Below are 19,057 nucleotides of genomic sequence, written 5' to 3'. Positions count from 1 at the left end.
CAGAAAAGGAACTTTACCGATGGTAACCATTAAAGATATTGCCAAATTGGCAAATGTATCACACACAACTGTATCAAGGGCATTAAACAACAGCCCATTAATTAAAGAGCCAACGAAAAGAAAAATTCTTGAAATCGCTGCTCAGTTAAATTATACGCCCAATTTCAATGCTAAAAGCCTCGTGATGCAAAAATCGCATACGATTGGCTTATTCTTTACAAGTATCAGCGATGGGACATCAGCGAGCTTCCTTGCCGAAACCATCAAGGGTGTTAATCATGTAATCGGCCAGGAATACAATTTATATGTTCGCGGAATTGATGATTACAAGGAGTATTCATCGATTAATAATCAGCGGTTTGATGGCATTATCTTAATGAGCCAAAGTGTGAGTGACAACCCTTTTATCTACCATGTCAAGCAAATGAAGATTCCGCTTGTTGTCTTAAATCGGGAAATTGAGGACGACAAAATTATTAATATAATATCGGATGATAAAGTGGGTTCACGGCAGGCGGTTGAATATTTACTTCAGCAAGGACACACAAATATAGCGTTAATTGAAGGCAGAGAAGGCTTTAAATCAGCTCAGCAGCGAAAAGAAGGCTACCTGACAGCTCTGATTGAAGAGAATGTTTCAATCAATAAAGCCTATTCTGTTGAAGGTAATTACGATATGGAAAGTGGCTATAACAAGATGGAACAGCTTTTATCATTGGAAAAACCTCCAACAGCCGTTTTTTGTTCTAACGATGACATGGCAATTGGTGCGATAAACGCCATTTTTGCTAGCGGATTAAATGTTCCGAATGATATTTCTGTCGTCGGATTTGATGATATAGGCTTCGCACAGTATACCAATCCAAGGCTGACAACCGTTAAACGGCCAGTTGAACAAATTAGTTTCATGGGTGCGGAAAAAATACTATCCCTAATCCAAACCAAGAATGTAAGTGGTGAAACAATCTTGGTAAATACAGAATTAATCTTTAGAGATTCAGTAAGGAAAATAAAATAGCATACGGAGGATGTCCAAGTGAATAGGCTTAAATCATCTTGAGACATCCTTGTTTTCGAATATGATTGTTAACGTGTGCAAAAAGGATGGGTGATAAAAATATGCAATTACTTAATAAAAAAGTTTATAAAAATTTCAAAACTTATCCGGAAAAGGTCCTCCAATTCGGGGAAGGCAATTTTCTAAGAGCGTTTGTCGATTGGCAGATCCAAGTATTAAATGAGGAAACAGACTTTAATGGCAGTGTTGTTGTCGTTCAGCCGCGGGGATCAGAAAAAATTGAGCGGCTCAATAACCAAGATGGACTATTTACGCTTTTCCTACAGGGGATAAAGGAAGACCAGCCGGTCAAAGAACAGCTGGTGGTTGATACGATTAGCAGGGGGATTAATCTATTTGCAGATTATGACGAATATGTAAAGCTGGCAGGGCAAGCGGAGCTGCGATTTATCGTTTCCAATACTACGGAAGCGGGGATTGTCTTTGATCCGGAAGACCGGTTCGAGGATCGGCCGCAAAAAAGTTTTCCCGGCAAGCTTACCGCGTTTCTTTACCACCGTTTTAACCGTTTTAAAGGAGATGAGGCAAAAGGCTGCATCATCATTCCATGTGAATTAATCGAAAACAATGGCGGTATGTTGAAAGAAGTGGTTCTTCAGTATGCGGAGCATTGGAATCTGGGTGAAGCGTTTATCAGCTGGCTCGAGAACGCGAATACCTTTTGTTCCAGCCTGGTTGATCGAATTGTTCCCGGATACCCGAAAGATTCAAGTGAAGAAATCCAGAAGGAGCTTGGCTACGAGGATCAGTTAATGGTTGTCGGCGAGCAATATTATCTTTGGGCAATCGAAGGGCCTGATTGGCTGGGCGAGGAACTTCCGTTTGCTGCTGCCGGGCTTAAGGGCACCTTTATAGTCAATGATTTAACAAAATTCCGGACAAGAAAAGTGCGGATTTTAAACGGTGCCCACACGGCAATGACCCCGGTCGCTTATTTATCAGGCTTAGATACGGTGGAAGAGTCAGTGAATCATAGCCTGACAGGGAAGTTTATTAACGACCTGATTTACGAGGAAATCATTCCGACCCTGGATGATCCACAAGATGAATTAATGGTTTATACCAATGAAGTATTGAATCGTTTCAAGAACCCATACATTAAACATTATTTAATGAGCATTTCCTTAAACTCAATTTCAAAGTTTAAAACAAGAGATTTGCCGATTTTGGTGGAATACGTGAACAGATTTGGAGCTTTGCCTGAGAGATTGGTATTTTCGTTCAGCAGCCTGCTGTATTTTTATAAAGGTAAAAGGGGCGGGGAGGAAATCAAGCTCGATGATCATCCGAAGGTTTTAACCCTGTTTGCATCACTTTGGGAAAAATATCAGCGCCAACAGCTCGGGTTAAAGGAGCTGGCCGCGCAAGTTTTGGCTGACACTGTACTTTGGGGAGAAGACTTAACGGATATTCCGGGGCTGACAGACATGGTTGCCGCGCATCTGGACAGAATCGAAACAGACGGTATAACTGCAGTCATAAAGGATTTATCGACAGCATCCGTTGCCAGGGGAGAGGGTTAACATGAAGGACATCATGCAAATAAATGCAAACGATAACATTATATTGGCATTAAGAGATTTAAAAAAATCAGAGACGCTTGACGTAAACGGCCAGCAAATCGAGTTAATGGAAGATATCAACAGGGGACATAAAATTGCTGTAAGAGCAATCAAGGATCAGGAAAATATTATTAAATACGGCTTCCCGATTGGCCATGCGCTGACTGATATTTCTCCAGGTGAATGGGTTCATGCTCATAACACGAAAACGAACCTTTCCGGTACTGAAGAATATGTCTACGAGCCGATACAAACAGCCAATCCATATATGAAAGAAGACCGCATCTTTAAAGGCTATCGCCGAGAAAATGGCAAGGTCGGCATCCGCAATGAATTATGGATTGTTCCTACGGTTGGCTGTGTAAATGGCATTGCCGAAAAAATCATTAAACGGTTTGAAAATGTTGTCGGTGATATCAGCCCGTTTGATAATGTGCTTGTTTTGAAACATAATTATGGCTGTTCCCAGCTCGGTGATGATCATGAAAACACGAAAAAAATCCTCATGGATGCGGTCAATCACCCGAATGCCGGCGGTGTGTTGGTATTGGGGCTTGGCTGTGAAAACAATGAATTGCCGGAATTTAAAAAGGCGCTCGGCCCGGTGAACGAAGGCAGAATCAAATTCCTGATTTCCCAAGCGGTTACGGATGAAATTGAGGAAGGCTTGAAACTGGTAAAAGAAATCTATGAATATGCCAAAAATGATAAACGGGAAGATATTCCATTATCCGAATTAAAAATTGGCTTAAAATGCGGCGGCTCCGACGGATTCTCCGGAATAACGGCCAACCCGCTTCTGGGCCGTTTCTCCGACTACCTGATCGCTCAAGGGGGAACCACCGTGTTAACCGAGGTTCCGGAAATGTTTGGTGCGGAGACCATCTTAATGGAACGGGCCATTAATGAAGAGGTTTTTGAAAAAACAGTGCATTTAATAAACGACTTTAAGGATTATTTCCTTAAGCACGATATGCCGGTTTACGAAAATCCCTCACCGGGAAATAAGGCAGGCGGAATTACCACGTTGGAGGACAAATCGCTTGGCTGTACGCAAAAGGCCGGTTCTTCTCCGGTTGTCGATGTGTTGAAGTATGGCGAAGTTCTTGAAACAAACGGGTTAAATCTGCTCAGTGCCCCGGGAAATGATTTGGTGGCCTCCACGGCCTTAGCTGCAGCCGGATGTCAAATGGTGCTGTTTACGACAGGCAGGGGGACGCCGTTTGGAACCTTTGTGCCGACGATGAAGATTTCTACAAACACGCAAATTTACAACACCAAGCCACATTGGATTGATTATAATGCCGGTACCTTGCTTGAAGATGGCGTTTCTTCAGAGCAAGTATTGGAGGATTTTGTTGACTATATTGTAAGAGTGGCAAGCGGGGAATTCGTCAATAATGAAAAAAATGATTTTAGAGAAATTGCGATTTTTAAAACTGGTGTAACGCTTTAAGTAGGATAAAAATAAACCCGTTATTTAACGATAACGGGTTTATTTCAAAGGATACATTATTGTAAGTCGCTGATAATATCCGCCTTGCACGTTTGGATGGCCTGAATGGTTTCCTTGAGCAATTCATCTGTGACGCGATAGTGAGGAATGCTGACACTAAAGGCACCATGATTTTTTCCATTTAAGGTAATCGATGCGCCGATGCAAAAAACCTCATTCTCGTGTTCCTGGTTGTCAAAGGAATAGCCAAGATTTCTTATTTTAGCGATTTCATTCATAAAGGCATCTTCATCGGTAATCGTATGTTCGGTCATTTTTACTAATGAAGTAGCAGCTAAATACTGTCTTATTTCTTGGTCCGTTTGATCTGCCAGTACAGCTTTGCCCATAGCGGAGCAATACAACGGAATTGCTTTTCCGATTTTCGAATACAAACAGACCGGATTTTTACTTTCAATTTTCGTTACATAGACAATACTTGTGTGATCTAGGATTCCAAGGTGCACGGTTTCTAATGTCTTCTGCTGTAATTTCTCTAAATGCGGCTGGGCGATTTGTTTAATATCGAGCCGATTCATCGCTTTATTCGCTATTTTGATAAGGGCAGTGCCCAGACTGAATTTTTTTGATTCGTAGTCTTTTTGAACATAGCCAATTAACAGCAGTGTGTCCAATATTTTTAAGGCAGTTGAATTTGTCAATTCAGCCTCTTTTGAAATCGTATTTAATGATTGCGGGTGATCGCTGGCTGACAAAAAATCGATAATGCGGGCAGCTTTTAACAGAACGGTGCCATATGGCGGTTTATTCGTATTCATCATTAATCCCTTCTCCTATTCGAGTTGTAAATTAGTATAGTGGATCATGGTTTAAATGGCTATTACTCTAAAAATTACTATAAAGTTATCAAAATACTTTTATCTATTGAAAACGTTAACATTATTATATATAATAAATCTATAATTTCCAAATAATAAATTAGATTTCCAAATAGGAAATTAATATGAATTTTTCAAGGTGGTGAAAGGTATGAAAAAACTAAACGTTCTAAATAGCCTTACCGAGTGTGGAGTTGTTGCAGTTGTAAGAGCGGATACGATGGAAGAAGCCATCCTCATTTCTGAAGCGTGTGTAAAAGGTGGAATCGCAGGAATTGAGATTACCTTCACAGTACCGGATGCAGAAGCTGTTCTAAAGGAATTAACGTCTATTTATTCAAATAGCAAGGTCGTAATCGGAGCTGGAACCGTTCTTGACGCTCAAACAGCACGGATTGCCATCCTGGCTGGTGCAGAGTTTATTGTTAGTCCATGTTTTGATGTCGAGACAGCAAAGCTATGTAATTTATATCAAATTCCTTATATGCCGGGCTGTATGACGATTAACGAAATGAAACAGGCGCTTCAATATGGTGCCGATATTATCAAGCTGTTCCCGGGAAATGCGTATGGTCCTGAATTTATCAAGTCGGTTAAAGCACCGCTTCCCCAAGTCAATATTATGCCAACAGGGGGCGTAAGTTTGGATAATGTCGCCGAGTGGATCAAAAATGGCTGTGTGGCTGTTGGTGTCGGCGGAAATCTAGTAACACCTGCTAAAACGGGGAAATATCCGCAAATTACCGAGTATGCAAGCGAGTATATTAAAAAAGTAAAAGAAGCAAGAGAGGCGTAATTAGGAAAAAAAATTTAGATGAAGTCTTTACATTTGCCGAGAACAAACCAGGTAAAATCGTTCGTTAAAATTTGAAATGAAAAGGAGAAATGAACAATGGAAACACGTTATGCTCATCATCCGGAGGATGTAAAAAAATATACAACAGAGGAATTAAGAAATCACTTTTTAGTAGAAACACTTTTTGAAGCCGGCCAAGTACACTTAACTTATACTCATGTGGATCGAATGATTTTCGGCGGTGTTACTCCGGCAAAAGAAGAATTGACCATTAAACTTGATAAACAGCTTGGCGTAAATTATTTCTTAGAGCGCCGTGAATTGGGGATAATTAATATCGGTGATGCGGGCGTGGTTCTTCTTGATGGTGTTGAATACGACATGGATCGAAGAGACGGATTGTATGTTGGCAGAGGGACAAAGGATGTACGATTCCGTTCAAAGGATGCAAACAAGCCAGCTAAATTCTATATCAACTCAACTCCGGCACACCATACATACCCGACAGTTAAGATTGATATTAACAACATTGACCCGCTTCAAGCAGGTGCTCCTGGCACATTAAACGAACGGAAAATTTATCAATATGTTCATCCAAATGTATGCCAAAGCTGTCAGCTGCAAATGGGCTTAACGATGCTTTCACCAGGAAGCGTGTGGAATACAATGCCTTGCCACACTCATGAACGCCGGATGGAAGTGTACTTATACTTTGATATGGAACCGGAAACACGAGTATTCCATTTCATGGGCAAACCAGATGAAACAAGACATCTTGTCATGAAAAATGAACAAGCGGCCATCTCGCCAAGCTGGTCGATTCATACAGGTACCGCAACAAGCAACTATACGTTTATTTGGGGCATGTGCGGCGAAAACATTACCTATGATGACATGGATTTTGTCAAAATGGAAGACTTGCGTTAATAGAAAGATAGCTTTTTAACTACATTGTATGGGAGGTATTCATGATGACGAGTGAATTAAATGCTTTTTCAATGGACTTTTTCCAGCTTGATGGGAAAGTAGCGATTGTGACGGGCGGAAATACTGGCCTGGGTCAGGGATATGCTGTAGCTCTTGCCAAGGCGGGTGCCGATTTATTTATCGTTACACATGGTACTAATTGGGATGAAACGCATGAATTAATTAAGCAAACAGGCCGCCGGGTAGAGTTTTTCCAAGCGGACTTAACGGATAGACAGGCACTCAAGGAAGTGGTATCCCAATGCCTAAAGGCTTATGGGAAAATTGATATATTAGTGAACAACGCTGGCACAATTCGCCGTTCACCAATCCAAGAGTACAAAGAAGAAGATTGGGATGCCGTGATTGAGCTTAACTTAAATGCTTTATATTTTCTAAGCCAGGAAGTGTCTAAAGTAATGATTGAGCAGCAGAGCGGCAAGATTATTAACGTTGCTTCCATGCTTTCCTTCCAGGGCGGAAAGTTCGTTCCGCCATATACGGCCAGTAAACATGCCGTAGCCGGCCTGACAAAGGCATTCGCCAATGAATTAGCCGGGTATAATATTCAAATTAACGCCATCGCTCCGGGTTATGTAGAAACGAAAAATACAGCGCCAATTCGTGCGGATGAGAAACGCAATGCCGAAATTTTATCACGTATTCCTGCCGCACGCTGGGCAACACCAGCAGATTTGATGGGTGTTGTAGTATTCTTATCAAGTCAGGCATCTGATTACATGAATGGGCATATTTTGGCGGTTGATGGAGGCTGGCTGGCGCGATAATGAATATAGGAATAAGAGCACACGATATTGACAATCAGTCTTTAGATGATTTAGTAACGAAAATTAGTGATAAAGGGCTGACTTCAATCCAGTTAGCCTTAAACAAATCCTTTCCGTATATGAATACTGCGACAGGCAGTTTATCACCTGGCTTCGCCCATCAAATTGGCCGTGCCTTCCGGGAGCAGGATATTCAAATTGCAGTCCTCGGCTGTTATATAAACATGATTCATCCGGATCAAACGGAGCGTAGAAAGGCGTTAGAGCGATTCAAAGAGCATATCAGATTTGCTAGAGATTTTGGCTGTGGTATTGTCGGTACGGAAACTGGGAATGTGAATGCGGAAATTGCTTATACGGTTGAAAATTTCAAAGAAAAACCCTTCCTTGAAGTTGTCGAAAGCGTTCATGAGCTTGTGGCCGAAGCAGAAAAATTTGGGGTTATCGTCGGAGTAGAGGCGGGTGTAAATCACCCGATTTATTCCTCGAAGGTGATGAAGCGGCTGTTGGATTCAGTCGACTCAAATATTCTCCAGGTCATCTTTGACCCGGTCAATTTGCTAACAATTGATACGTATCAAAACCAAGAGGAAATCTTCCAAGAAGCATTTGACTTATGGGGAGACAGAATCGTTATTCTACACGCAAAGGATTTTATCGCCGAGGACAATAAGTTAAAAACAGTCGCCGTGGGCAAAGGACTATTAAACTACGACTTCGTGTTGAATTATATCAAGAAGAAAAAGCCGTTTATTAATGTATTAATGGAAAGTACACGGGAACCTTTTATTGATGGAAGTATTAAATTTTTAAAGAAATCATTTCAAGAGGCTTAAATGATTATGTAAAAAAGTCCCGCGTAAATTTAATTTCACACGGGACTTTTTCATTATGCAATCGGGCCGCCTTTTTCTTCAATTTCAGTCGAAACAGCGGTAAATTTCTTGAAGTTTTCACGGAATTTTGCCGCGAGCTCCTTTGCTTTCTGTTTATAGGCTTCCGGGTCTGCCCATGTTTGATTTGGCCTTAGTACATCATCAGGGACACCGGCAATATGAAGCGGAATATTTAAACCGAAGAATTCATCCTTGACCGTTTCAACCTGGTTGAGTTCACCTTCGAGGGCTGCTTGAACCATCGCTCTTGTGTAGGCGAGTTTCATCCGATTGCCGACGCCATATTCGCCGCCCGTCCAGCCGGTATTCACCAAAAACACATTCGCATTATGCTCAAGGATTTTTTCACCAAGCATTTCCGCGTAACGGGTCGCGGGCAGCGGCAGGAATGGTGCTCCAAAGCAAGTTGAGAAGGTGGCTTCCGGTGATGTCACACCGCGTTCAGTCCCGGCTAGCTTGGATGTGTAGCCGCTTAGGAAATGATACATAGCCTGTTCCTTTGTTAACTTGGCAATTGGCGGCAATACGCCAAAGGCATCGGCTGTTAAAAAGACGATTGTATTTGGATGACCGGCAATACTCGGCAGGATAATATTATCAATCGCATCAATTGGATAGGCAGCCCTTGTGTTCTCGGTTAATGTTCCATCATCATAATCAGGGATTCGCGATTCCTGATTGATCACAACATTTTCGAGGACGGTACCAAAGCGAATCGCATCGAAAATCTGTGGTTCTTTTTCTCGCGTTAAATTGATGCATTTTGCATAACAGCCGCCTTCAATGTTAAAGACACCATTTGATGACCAGCCATGTTCATCATCACCAATCAAACGGCGGTTAGGATCAGCTGAAAGGGTGGTTTTTCCTGTTCCAGATAAACCGAAGAATAGAGCCACATCTCCTTCAAGCCCAACATTCGCTGAACAGTGCATGGAAAAAATGTTGTTTTCAGGCAGCAAATAATTCATCACTGAAAAAATCGATTTCTTCATTTCACCTGCATATTCAGTTCCGCCGATTAAGACAATCCTGCGTTCAAACGAGATGATAATAAACGTTTCTGAATTTGTGCCATCTACAGCGGGATCTGCTTTGAAATTTGGAGCCGAAATAACTGTAAATCCAGCATCGTGGGTCAGCAATTCATCCTCGGATGGACGAATGAACAATTGATGCACGAATAAATTATGCCAAGCATATTCATTTACGACTTGAATGGGCAGGCGGGATTTTTTATCGGCGCCGGCAAAGCCTTTAAACACAAAAAGTTCAGGTTGTTGTTTTAAGTAATCAAGAACCTTTTGATAAAGAATTGTGAAAGCGTCTTCAGAAATCGGTTGGTTAGAAGGGCCCCAGGCAATTTTATCCTTCGAAGACTCCTCCATCACAATAAATTTATCTTGAGGTGAACGGCCTGTATATTTGCCGGTAGAAACACGAACTGCGCCAGTGGCGGTTAATGTTCCTTCATTACGGCCTAAAATTTTCTCGACTAATTGGGGAACGGATAATTGTACTTGGACATGATTTTCCTTTAACAACTGCGTTAACTCATTAGGAATTTTTATAGAATTCATTTAATGAAACCTACCTTTATTCATGGTTTTTGTATTTAATAGTATAACACATTGAAGCTATTAGTCTACACTATTCAACGAAATCAAATTGCATTTTATACATTATTCAATTTATTTTTAATAAGTTATAACATCCATTTAATTTTTGCATATGATTGGAAAAATAACGGTATTTTTTCTTGAGTTTTTAAGGGAAGTTTCTTAAAAATTCATTGACATTGCTCGATATTGTAGCGTATTATTCTAATTTGAACGGATACTCTCTTATCCCGAGCTGGTGGAGGGACAGGCCCAATGAAACCCAGCAACCTGCAATATGAAAAGGTGGCCGCTAACAGGTTCTTTTCAAATGCAAAGGTGCTAATCTGACGCAAGGCTCACGCCTTGAACGATAAGAGTGAAAGGCCCGGAACAACCTTTCCTCTGATAGTGGTAAGGTTTTTTGTTTTGTATAAGTCCTTTTAAGAAAAGAGTCTCTAATAAAAATCCTTTGTTTATTTCATACTAAGGCTTGGGAGTACCGTGTCAATTCACGAGGTTCAAGAAGGATTCCTGTAACCTTCAAAAACCTCGATTATCTCATTATATAGGAGGAATTCAGATGTCAACAAAACGTCGTTTGTTTACTTCTGAATCAGTAACTGAAGGTCATCCGGACAAGATCTGTGACCAAATTTCTGATTCCATTTTAGATGCTATTTTAGCAAAGGATGCTAATGCTCGTGTTGCGGCTGAAACTTCAGTAACAACTGGATTGGTTCTTGTTGCTGGCGAAATCACTACATCTACTTACGTGGATATTCCAAAGATTGTTCGTGAAACGATTAAAGGCATTGGTTACGATCGTGCTAAATACGGCTTTGACTCGGAGACATGTGCCGTGTTAACCTCGATTGGCGAACAGAGCCCTGATATTGCCATGGGTGTCGACCAGGCCCTTGAAGCACGTGAAGGCTTAATGTCTGATGAGGAGATCGAAGCAATTGGGGCAGGAGACCAAGGTTTAATGTTTGGTTATGCCTGCAATGAAACGAAAGAGCTTATGCCGCTTCCGATTTCACTTGCACACAAGCTTGCCCGCAAATTAACAGAAGTGCGTAAAGATAAGGTTCTTGAGTACCTTCGCCCAGATGGAAAAACGCAAGTAACCGTTGAATATGATGAAAATGACAATCCGGTTCGCATTGATACCATTGTTATCTCAACTCAACATAATCCGGAAGTAACATTAGAGCAAATTCAGCGCAACCTGAAAGAATACGTTATCAACCCGGTTGTTCCACAAGAACTAATCGATGATAACACAAAATATTTCATTAACCCGACAGGCCGTTTCGTTATCGGCGGACCACAAGGGGATGCCGGCTTAACTGGCCGTAAAATTATTGTTGATACGTACGGCGGTTATGCTCGCCATGGCGGCGGTGCCTTCTCTGGTAAGGACCCAACAAAGGTTGACCGTTCTGCAGCCTATGCGGCTCGTTACGTTGCGAAAAACATCGTTGCTGCTGGACTTGCTGACAAAGTAGAAGTTCAGCTTGCATATGCAATTGGTGTCGCACGACCTGTTTCCATTTCGATTGATACATTTGGTACAGGTAAAGTAAGTGAAGAGGTTTTAGTTGATGTAGTAAGCAAAAACTTCGACCTCCGCCCAGCGGGAATCATTAAAATGCTCGACCTTCGCCGTCCAATTTACCAACAAACAGCAGCATACGGTCATTTTGGCCGTACCGATGTTGAGCTTCCATGGGAGCTAACCGATAAAGCGGATACTTTACGTCAAGAAGCGAACCTATAATAAAAGGGGAGTTACATTTCAGATGTAACTCCCTTTCTTTTTTTGCGGCCGAAAGGAAAGTATAACTTTCCTTTCAGGCATAAGTGCAACTACGCCTCTGTCTTCGCCTACCGGCTTGCCAATCGGCGAGTTTTCTTTATCTAACATTTTGTGCAGTTGTCTTTAAAATTGAATAGAATGTTTAAGTAGGACTATAGAAGTAAAAAATGAAGGTACAGTAAATTTCCTAATGTTTTCAGTGCATTTTTTAAAAAAATAGTGGTAGTATTATATAGTATGTTTTTCAAGAAACATCCTTTTAAAGGATAGTTAGAAATGGAGTAGGTGAGGTACATAATGTGTGGTTTTATTGGTTGTGTACACGACAAAGCACAAAATTATAGTGATGAACAAAGACAACAATTTAAACATATGAACGATATCATTACTCATAGAGGGCCTGATGATGATGGTTTCTTTTATGATGATCATATTCAATTTGGCTTCCGTCGTTTAAGTATTATCGACATTGAGAGCGGTCATCAGCCGCTAACTTACGAAAATGAGCGCTACTGGATTATCTTTAATGGTGAAGTGTATAACTATGTGGAGCTTCGTGAGGAATTACTCAAGGAAGGGTTATCGTTTGCGACGAGCTCTGATACGGAGGTTATCATCGCCCTATACAGCCATTTGAAGGAAAAAGCAGTCGAAAAGCTGCGCGGAATGTTTGCCTTTGTTATTTGGGATAAGCAGGAGCAAACCCTTTACGGTGCGCGCGATCCTTTTGGGATTAAACCATTTTTCTATATGCAGGACGGGGAAAGAACGTTGTTTGCCTCAGAGAAGAAAAGTATCTTACTCGCCCTTGAAAATGATGTTTTGGACTATGATTCGCTGCAGCACTATTTAACTTATCAATTTGTTCCTGAACCAAACACTTTGTCTGAAGGAATAAAAAAATTAGAGCCTGGTCATTATTTTACGAAAAAAATTGGCGCTCCCATGGAGATTAAACGATATTGGAAGGCGCAATTTAAGCCAGTCAACAAATCAGAATCTGATTTCATCAAAGAAATTAAAGATGTTTTGTTCGACTCGGTCAAAATGCATATGCGCAGTGATGTTCCAGTTGGCTCGTTCCTTTCTGGCGGGATTGACTCCTCGATCATTGCTTCGATTGCGAAAGAGTTCCATCCGTCGATTAAAACGTTCTCAGTCGGCTTTGAGCATAACGGCTTCAGTGAAATTGATGTGGCCAAGGAGACCGCTGAAAAGCTTGGTGTCGAAAACATTAGTTATGTGATTACACCCCAGGAATATATGAATGAAATTCCAAAAATCATGTGGCATATGGATGATCCGCTGGCAGACCCGGCGTGTGTGCCGCTTTACTTTGTCGCACGTGAAGCCCGTAAACATGTAACCGTGGTGTTATCTGGTGAAGGGGCCGATGAATTATTTGGCGGCTACAATATTTACCGTGAGCCGCAAGATTTAGAAGTGTTCAATAAAATTCCGCGGGTAGGAAAAGTCCTGTTAAAAGGAATTGCGAACATGATGCCTGAAGGAACAAAGGGCAAAAGCTTTATCGAACGCGGTATAACACCGATGGAAGAGCGTTATATCGGGAATGCCAAGATGTTTACGGAAGAAGAAAAACGTGACCTTTTGAGCGTCTATCGTGAAGGACTGAACTATTTAGACATAACGAAGCCGCTTTATCAGGAATCAAAAGGGTATGATCCAGTAGACCGGATGCAATATATTGATATTCATACGTGGATGCGCGGCGACATTTTACTTAAGGCAGATAGAGTCACAATGGCACATTCGTTGGAACTGCGGGTTCCATTCCTTGATAAAGCCATGTTTGAGGTGGCATCGAAAATCCCGACAAGCTTAAAAACGGCAAACGGGACAACGAAGTATATTTTGCGAAAAGCAGCTGAAGGCATTGTTCCGGCGCATGTGCTTGACCGCAAAAAGCTTGGCTTCCCCGTGCCGATTCGCCACTGGTTAAAGGCAGAAATGAACGAATGGGCGAAAAAAATAATCCGTGAAAGTAACACGGATCATTTAATCAATAAAACATACGTTTTAAGATTACTTGAAGACCATTGCCAAGGCAAAGCCGACAACAGCCGGAAAATCTGGACGGTGTTGATGTTTATGGTCTGGCATCAAGTGTATGTTGAAAAAATATATAATTTCCAAACTGCTGGTGAAAAAGTACTGGAAACCATCTAATACGACGAAATAGCACCCATAATTAATTTTTGGGTGCTATTTTTTTAATTATGACTGTAAGGACTTATAATATTGTGCCTTCACCGCATATTCTGTATAAATGCGTTCCATGTCATTTTTGTCTTCTGCTGTTAATTCTCTAATAACTTTTGCCGGCCTGCCGAATGCTAAGCTATTAGGGGGGATTTTTTTCCCTTGGGGAACGAGACTGCCGGCACCAATAAACGCACCTTCGCCGATTTCAGCTTGGTCAAGGATAATCGACCCCATCCCGATTAACGCCCTTTTCCTAATGATGCAGCTGTGCAGGATTACTTGATGCCCAATCGTTACTTCATCCTCTAAAATTAGCGGGTTATTAGGACTTTGGTGTAAGATAGAATTATCTTGGATATTTACTTTATTGCCTATCCTCGTTGGGGCAACATCACCTCTAATACTCGAGTTAAACCAGACGCTGGATTGTTCGCCAATTTCAACATCACCAGTAATCGTTACATAATCGGCAATAAATGCAGTTTCCGCAATTAACGGATATTTATCTTTAAAGGGGTAAATCATAGGTTCGCTCCTTTTTGAGTAATAATTCTATTGTATCGAAAGCTTTAAGTAAATTTCAAAACATTTATCTTTTTTATTTTTTATAAACATCAGGTGGAAGATTAATTTTTAAAATAATCGCTAATTACTTTTTCAAGGGGGAAAAAATATATGTGGAAGTGGGAAGCTGAAGGGGAAGCGAAGGCGGTAATCGTCATTGTTCATGGGGCAATGGAACACCATGGCAGATATGGCTGGCTAATTGAAATGTGGCGTTTATCTGGCTTTCATGTCATTATGGCTGACCTTCCAGGGCAAGGGATGACAACTAGAGCCAACCGGGGCCATATTGACTCCTTCGATGAATATATTTTTGAGGTAAAAGATTGGGTCCAAGCTGCCTACCGATATGATCTGCCTGTCTTTTTACTTGGACATAGTATGGGCGGATTAATCTCGATTCGCTTACTCCAAGAAGAGAGGTTAAATGTCGCAGGAGTGATTCTTTCTTCCCCATGCTTAGGACTGGTCCATTCCCCTTCCAAATTCTTAGACGCACTATCCCATGTGTTGAATGCGGTCTTTCCTTCGTTACGAATGAATTCAGGTTTGACTGTCCAAATGGCGACGAGAAATGAAGACGTAAGAGAAGCGGACTCGAATGATACCCTTTACGTGACAAAGATATCGGTGAGATGGTATCGTGAACTTGCAGCGGCGATAAAGCAAGCATTCCTTGATCTCGGAAAAACACAGGATATCCCCATGCTGGTTATGCAGGGCGGGGATGACAAAATCGTCAATAAAACGACCGTTAAGGAATGGTTCAATCATGTCCCATTATCCGAAAAGAGATTTAAGGAATGGCCGAAATGCTACCATGAAATTTTTAATGAACCGGAGCGCGAAGAGGTCTTTGAATACGCAAAAGATTTTGTATTTAGTCAATTAAAAGCTATCGGATATATCGTTTAGAAAGGTTGTTGTTTCCATGATGCCAATCACCCTTATGTCCAGGGTATACCGCAAAATTCTTCCAGCAGTCCATCAAGAATTGGCTTATTGGAAAAGCCGGGCTGAAAAAATTCCGAATTCCGAGTTACGAACTCAGGCGCTTGCCAGTATTGAGCAAAAAACGTTTCACTGTGAAGGTGGAGCAATCTTAGCGCTTACGGCCGGCGCGGATTATAAGAAAGCAGTCAAGTTTATCGTCGCTTATCAAACGATTAGTGATTATTTAGATAATCTTTGTGACCGAAGCACATCGCTTGATCCTGAGGACTTTGCTGCACTTCATGAGTCGATGGCTGACGCCCTTTTACTTAGGGCTGATAGGAAAAACTATTACCGGCTTCGCGAGGATCAAGATGATGGGAATTATTTGCATGATTTATCGGCGACTTGTCGTTCTGTCCTTAATGAGACCGAGCATTACGATGTAATCAAAGATTATCTTCAGGAGTTGTGCCAGTATTATTGTGATTTGCAAATTCACAAACATGTAGTTCACGAGGAGCGGGTACCGCGGCTTGAAAAATGGTTCCATCGTTACCAAAACCGACTCCCTGAGATGAAATGGTATGAATTTTCGGCCTGCTCCGGTTCGACATTGGGGATTTTTTGCTTAATATCATATGCAATGCGTGAGGATTTTCAGGCGAGTGATGCCGAAAATATTCGTAAGGGCTATTTCCCTTATATTCAAGGACTCCATATTCTCTTGGATTATTTCATTGACCAAGAGGAGGATATTGCCGGAGGGGATTTAAACTTTTGTTCTTACTATGACAATCAGGAAACCCTTTTTCAGCGGTTAAAGCATTTTGTTGTCGAAGCGGACAGGCATACGGAGTACCTTCCGCATAAGAAATTCCATCAGCTTATCAATCGGGGGTTGTTAGGAATTTACTTATCGGATGCCAAGGTTCGAAAACAGAAAAATGTCCGCAAGCTGGCAAAGGGAATCATTAAATCAGGTGGATGGGTCAGTTATTTCTTTTATTTCAACGGACGCGCCTACCGCTCGGTGCAAAAATTAGTCCCCGCGTTTGTGACAAGACTTATGATTAAATAAAATAACCAGGCGAATGAAGCCTGGTTTTTAACGTTTTTCAAGCGCCACAATAAACGGCGGATTATTTTGCTGATTGATAAATTGGTATTGCAGTACATGGGCTTTCTTTTGGTCTAATTGTTGACAGAATTGAAGTAGGATGTCCCGTTCCACCGTACCTTGTTCGTGCCCGTGGTAAATAACAAGGACGATGATTCCCTCTGGTGCCATCAGTTCCAATAACTGCTCGATTGCGGCAATTGTTGTATCTGGTTGAGTAACAATTGATTTATCGCTGCCAGGCAAGTAGCCAAGGTTAAAAATCGCTCCAGTAATTTTTCGCTGATCAGAAGTTGGAATTTTTGCGGAAAGCTGTTCGTGTCCTTCGTGAAAAATGGTCACCCGCTCTGACAAGCCATGAGCCGCCAAGCGCTCCTTTGTTGCCACGATTGCCTCTTTTTGCACGTCAAATCCGTAAACTTTCCCGTTGTCTCCAACAAGCCCTGCCAAAAACACGGTATCATGGCCATTGCCAACTGTCGCATCGACGACAACATCACCGGGTTGAACGGCTTTTTCTAGTAAATTTTTCGCAAACGGAAGAATACGCTCCAATTTCATCGGTTTAATGCCTCTTGAAAAAATTTACCCTGCCAGCTGTCCCTTCGCTTTAATTCTCCATCAATGGAATTTAATACTTCCCACTTATTCACACTCCACATTGGGCCAACCATCAAGTCAATCGGCCCATCGCCGGTAATGCGGTGAACAATCATTTCCGGTGGTAAGATCTCCAATTGGTCGCATACTAAATTGACATACTCCTGTTGCGAAAGAAATTCAAGCATGCCTTTTTCATATTGCTTGACCATCGGCGTGCCTTTTAAAAGATGAAGCAAATGAATCTTTATTCCCTGCACGTCCAATTTAGCGACCTCACGGGCTGTTTCCATCATCATCTCATCCGTCTCAAGCGGCAGGCCATTAATAATATGCGTGCAAATTCGAATCCCATGCTTTCTTAGCTTCTTAACACCGTCAATATAACTCTGGAAATCATGGGCACGATTGATAAGAAGGGCGGTACGTTCGTGCACAGTCTGCAGCCCGAGTTCAACCCATAAATATGTTCGTTCGTTTAATTCTGCTAAATATTCGACGACATCATCGGGCAGGCAATCTGGACGAGTGGCAATCGACAAGCCGACAACGCCTTCCTGCTTAAGGACGGTTTCGTATTTTTCACGAAGAACTTCAACGGATGCATGGGTATTCGTGAACGCCTGGAAGTAGGCCATGTACTTGCCATCTTTCCATTTCGTGTGCATTTTTTCTTTAATCTCATTAAATTGTGTTTCCAGTGTCTCGACACGATTACCGGCAAAATCTCCTGAACCGGCTGCACTGCAGAAGGTACAGCCCCCATGAGCGACTGTTCCGTCACGATTCGGACAATCAAAGCCGCCATCAAGTGCTATTTTAAACACCTTATGACCGAAATGCCCGCGCAGATGGTAATTCCAGGTATGGTACCTTTTATCATCAGCTGCATATGGAAAAGGTTTTGTCTGAAGCATGTCAGAAAACCTCCTTTTAATTTTCATAAGCTCAATTTTAACATGAAGCGAAATCCTTATCCAATTGTAATTGTTTCAAGGAAGGCTGGTAAAAATTTATCCTGCGGTTTCTGTCATAGGAAAAAGAATGGAGAACACAATAAGAAATGAAGCCGTATGCTTCATAGCAGGGATTGAAGGGGGTTCTTAAATGGCTACTCGTGATTCAATGGATAACCTGATGCAGCAGTGTGAGGATGCGATTCGATTTGCCGAGGAACAATACAAGCAAAGCAGCCTCCAAGAACAATATAACGATGATAATTATACACAGGCACTACAGGGTCTCGAAGACACTTACGGTGATATCGCCAAAATGGCCCATTTTTCCAATTCGCAGCAGCGGGAACAGCTCCATAGGATGAGGCTGCAGCTGCAGCAGCTGCAGAACTCGATGATTTTAAAAGGGCATTAAAAGGAGGAGAGACTTCTTGAAAAAACGATCAAAACAACAAAATCCAGAACAAAAAACTCGAAATGGAATCAATAATCAAGATCTCGAACTCGGCCAGGATGTTGACCTTGTCAAGAACGCAAAAAGGAAATATGAACAATCAGGCGGTCAGCCAGTAAAATCTAAAATGCACCCAGAAAATGGACAATCCTAATAAAAGTTTAAAATCTCTCAACAATTCGTTGGGAGATTTTTTTGCGGGTATTTTTAAAAAATGACTCTAAAATCACTTGGGACATCAATTTCTTAATAAAAACAACATGAAAATAGAAGAAAAACCATGTTCACACTTTAGCAACAACTACAATTTATTGTGTGATGGAGGTCACAGATGGAGATTATTTAACATGGTTTAAATGAGATA

At 41.6% G+C, this 19,057-nt stretch carries 18 protein-coding genes and 1 riboswitch; of the genes, 13 read left to right on the top strand and 5 right to left on the bottom strand.

The genetic code is table 11. The features are described from left to right. Positions 1-19: 19 nt before the first annotated feature. The 3 genes from BANVL01_RS05680 (at position 20) to BANVL01_RS05670 (ending at position 4,096) form a co-directional block, all read left to right on the top strand. A complete protein-coding gene (locus tag BANVL01_RS05680) occupies positions 20-1,018 on the top strand; it encodes a LacI family DNA-binding transcriptional regulator (protein ID WP_066096862.1) in 999 nt (332 codons plus the stop codon). A gap of 101 nt (positions 1,019-1,119) precedes the next feature. Next, positions 1,120-2,601 (top strand): tagaturonate reductase, encoded by a 1,482-nt coding sequence (locus BANVL01_RS05675; protein WP_066091041.1) that lies wholly within the window; start codon positions 1,120-1,122, stop codon positions 2,599-2,601. Between the two features lies 1 nt (position 2,602). Then, positions 2,603-4,096: a UxaA family hydrolase gene (locus tag BANVL01_RS05670; RefSeq protein ID WP_066091040.1), complete on the top strand. Its 1,494-nt coding sequence runs from the start codon at positions 2,603-2,605 to the stop codon at positions 4,094-4,096. A gap of 56 nt (positions 4,097-4,152) precedes the next feature. Here the strand turns inward: BANVL01_RS05670 and BANVL01_RS05665 are convergent, their stop codons facing one another. After that, the gene (locus BANVL01_RS05665; protein ID WP_235845489.1) at positions 4,153-4,917 is read right to left on the bottom strand and encodes an IclR family transcriptional regulator; all 765 of its coding nucleotides are present in this window, start codon (positions 4,915-4,917) and stop codon (positions 4,153-4,155) included. A 208-nt stretch (positions 4,918-5,125) separates the two neighbouring features. Here BANVL01_RS05665 and BANVL01_RS05660 point away from each other — a divergent pair, with 208 nt between their 5' ends. The 4 genes from BANVL01_RS05660 (at position 5,126) to BANVL01_RS05645 (ending at position 8,360) form a co-directional block, all read left to right on the top strand. Further along, positions 5,126-5,770 (top strand): bifunctional 4-hydroxy-2-oxoglutarate aldolase/2-dehydro-3-deoxy-phosphogluconate aldolase, encoded by a 645-nt coding sequence (locus tag BANVL01_RS05660; protein ID WP_066091036.1) that lies wholly within the window; start codon positions 5,126-5,128, stop codon positions 5,768-5,770. A 96-nt stretch (positions 5,771-5,866) separates the two neighbouring features. Further along, positions 5,867-6,697: a 5-dehydro-4-deoxy-D-glucuronate isomerase gene (gene kduI, locus BANVL01_RS05655; RefSeq protein WP_066091033.1), complete on the top strand. Its 831-nt coding sequence runs from the start codon at positions 5,867-5,869 to the stop codon at positions 6,695-6,697. Positions 6,698-6,741: 44 nt separating this feature from the next. Beyond that, complete coding sequence (gene kduD, locus BANVL01_RS05650; RefSeq protein ID WP_066091030.1) at positions 6,742-7,524, top strand: 2-dehydro-3-deoxy-D-gluconate 5-dehydrogenase KduD; 783 nt, start codon at positions 6,742-6,744, stop codon at positions 7,522-7,524. Further along, positions 7,524-8,360, top strand: a complete 837-nt coding sequence (locus BANVL01_RS05645; protein WP_066091027.1) for a sugar phosphate isomerase/epimerase family protein — start codon at positions 7,524-7,526, stop codon at positions 8,358-8,360. The genes kduD and BANVL01_RS05645 overlap by 1 nt, the downstream gene beginning before the upstream one ends. Positions 8,361-8,413: 53 nt before the next feature. Here BANVL01_RS05645 and pckA read toward each other — a convergent pair whose 3' ends face one another. After that, positions 8,414-10,000, bottom strand: a complete 1,587-nt coding sequence (pckA, locus tag BANVL01_RS05640) for a phosphoenolpyruvate carboxykinase (ATP) (protein ID WP_066091024.1) — start codon at positions 9,998-10,000, stop codon at positions 8,414-8,416. 261 nt (positions 10,001-10,261) lie between these two features. Continuing rightward, a riboswitch (SAM riboswitch) is annotated at positions 10,262-10,398 on the top strand. A 203-nt stretch (positions 10,399-10,601) separates the two neighbouring features. Between pckA and metK the strand changes: the two genes are divergently transcribed. Both metK and asnB read left to right on the top strand, forming a co-directional pair. Further along, a complete protein-coding gene (metK, locus tag BANVL01_RS05635; protein ID WP_066091021.1) occupies positions 10,602-11,801 on the top strand; it encodes a methionine adenosyltransferase in 1,200 nt (399 codons plus the stop codon). A gap of 336 nt (positions 11,802-12,137) precedes the next feature. Further along, positions 12,138-14,030 (top strand): asparagine synthase (glutamine-hydrolyzing), encoded by a 1,893-nt coding sequence (gene asnB / locus BANVL01_RS05630; RefSeq protein WP_066091018.1) that lies wholly within the window; start codon positions 12,138-12,140, stop codon positions 14,028-14,030. A 48-nt stretch (positions 14,031-14,078) separates the two neighbouring features. On the opposite strand, the gene BANVL01_RS05625 is transcribed toward asnB, so the two are convergent. Continuing rightward, positions 14,079-14,591: a gamma carbonic anhydrase gene (locus BANVL01_RS05625; protein WP_066091015.1), complete on the bottom strand. Its 513-nt coding sequence runs from the start codon at positions 14,589-14,591 to the stop codon at positions 14,079-14,081. A 150-nt stretch (positions 14,592-14,741) separates the two neighbouring features. On the opposite strand from BANVL01_RS05625, the gene BANVL01_RS05620 reads away from it, so the two are divergent. Both BANVL01_RS05620 and tbcS read left to right on the top strand, forming a co-directional pair. After that, positions 14,742-15,545 (top strand): alpha/beta hydrolase, encoded by an 804-nt coding sequence (locus BANVL01_RS05620; RefSeq protein WP_066091012.1) that lies wholly within the window; start codon positions 14,742-14,744, stop codon positions 15,543-15,545. Positions 15,546-15,561: 16 nt separating this feature from the next. After that, positions 15,562-16,644 (top strand): tetraprenyl-beta-curcumene synthase, encoded by a 1,083-nt coding sequence (gene tbcS / locus BANVL01_RS05615; protein WP_066091009.1) that lies wholly within the window; start codon positions 15,562-15,564, stop codon positions 16,642-16,644. A gap of 27 nt (positions 16,645-16,671) precedes the next feature. Here tbcS and mnmM read toward each other — a convergent pair whose 3' ends face one another. Next, positions 16,672-17,244 carry a tRNA 5-(aminomethyl)-2-thiouridylate-methyltransferase MnmM gene (gene mnmM, locus BANVL01_RS05610; RefSeq protein ID WP_066091007.1) on the bottom strand — a complete coding sequence of 191 codons (573 nt, stop codon included), beginning with the start codon at positions 17,242-17,244 and terminating at the stop codon, positions 16,672-16,674. Further along, on the bottom strand, positions 17,241-18,200 hold the full coding sequence (gene mnmL, locus BANVL01_RS05605) for a tRNA modification radical SAM protein MnmL/YtqA (RefSeq protein WP_066091004.1): 960 nt from the start codon (positions 18,198-18,200) through the stop codon (positions 17,241-17,243). Before mnmL ends, mnmM begins: the two co-directional genes overlap by 4 nt. Positions 18,201-18,390: 190 nt before the next feature. Here mnmL and BANVL01_RS05600 point away from each other — a divergent pair, with 190 nt between their 5' ends. Together BANVL01_RS05600 and BANVL01_RS05595 are read left to right on the top strand one after the other, a co-directional pair. Further along, on the top strand, positions 18,391-18,654 hold the full coding sequence (locus BANVL01_RS05600) for a YtzC family protein (RefSeq protein WP_066091001.1): 264 nt from the start codon (positions 18,391-18,393) through the stop codon (positions 18,652-18,654). Between the two features lie 16 nt (positions 18,655-18,670). Beyond that, the gene (locus tag BANVL01_RS05595; protein ID WP_066090998.1) at positions 18,671-18,847 is read left to right on the top strand and encodes a glycogen biosynthesis protein GlgD; all 177 of its coding nucleotides are present in this window, start codon (positions 18,671-18,673) and stop codon (positions 18,845-18,847) included. Positions 18,848-19,057 lie beyond the last annotated feature (210 nt).

Origin of the sequence: Neobacillus novalis NBRC 102450, from assembly GCF_001591805.1 — a bacterium.
GTDB classification, from domain to species: domain Bacteria; phylum Bacillota; class Bacilli; order Bacillales; family Cytobacillaceae; genus Neobacillus; species Neobacillus novalis.
The sequence above is the reverse complement of the archived record's forward strand: the minus strand, read 5'-3'. Positions and strand labels throughout refer to the sequence as shown.

Coding starts and splice junctions, on each gene's coding strand:
- BANVL01_RS05680 (WP_066096862.1), top strand. CDS start 20: ATGGTAACCATTAAAGATATTGCCAAATTGGCAAATGTATCACACACA.
- BANVL01_RS05675 (WP_066091041.1), top strand. CDS start 1,120: ATGCAATTACTTAATAAAAAAGTTTATAAAAATTTCAAAACTTATCCG.
- BANVL01_RS05670 (WP_066091040.1), top strand. CDS start 2,603: ATGAAGGACATCATGCAAATAAATGCAAACGATAACATTATATTGGCA.
- BANVL01_RS05665 (WP_235845489.1), bottom strand. CDS start 4,917: ATGATGAATACGAATAAACCGCCATATGGCACCGTTCTGTTAAAAGCT.
- BANVL01_RS05660 (WP_066091036.1), top strand. CDS start 5,126: ATGAAAAAACTAAACGTTCTAAATAGCCTTACCGAGTGTGGAGTTGTT.
- kduI (WP_066091033.1), top strand. CDS start 5,867: ATGGAAACACGTTATGCTCATCATCCGGAGGATGTAAAAAAATATACA.
- kduD (WP_066091030.1), top strand. CDS start 6,742: ATGACGAGTGAATTAAATGCTTTTTCAATGGACTTTTTCCAGCTTGAT.
- BANVL01_RS05645 (WP_066091027.1), top strand. CDS start 7,524: ATGAATATAGGAATAAGAGCACACGATATTGACAATCAGTCTTTAGAT.
- pckA (WP_066091024.1), bottom strand. CDS start 10,000: ATGAATTCTATAAAAATTCCTAATGAGTTAACGCAGTTGTTAAAGGAA.
- metK (WP_066091021.1), top strand. CDS start 10,602: ATGTCAACAAAACGTCGTTTGTTTACTTCTGAATCAGTAACTGAAGGT.
- asnB (WP_066091018.1), top strand. CDS start 12,138: ATGTGTGGTTTTATTGGTTGTGTACACGACAAAGCACAAAATTATAGT.
- BANVL01_RS05625 (WP_066091015.1), bottom strand. CDS start 14,591: ATGATTTACCCCTTTAAAGATAAATATCCGTTAATTGCGGAAACTGCA.
- BANVL01_RS05620 (WP_066091012.1), top strand. CDS start 14,742: ATGTGGAAGTGGGAAGCTGAAGGGGAAGCGAAGGCGGTAATCGTCATT.
- tbcS (WP_066091009.1), top strand. CDS start 15,562: ATGATGCCAATCACCCTTATGTCCAGGGTATACCGCAAAATTCTTCCA.
- mnmM (WP_066091007.1), bottom strand. CDS start 17,244: ATGAAATTGGAGCGTATTCTTCCGTTTGCGAAAAATTTACTAGAAAAA.
- mnmL (WP_066091004.1), bottom strand. CDS start 18,200: ATGCTTCAGACAAAACCTTTTCCATATGCAGCTGATGATAAAAGGTAC.
- BANVL01_RS05600 (WP_066091001.1), top strand. CDS start 18,391: ATGGCTACTCGTGATTCAATGGATAACCTGATGCAGCAGTGTGAGGAT.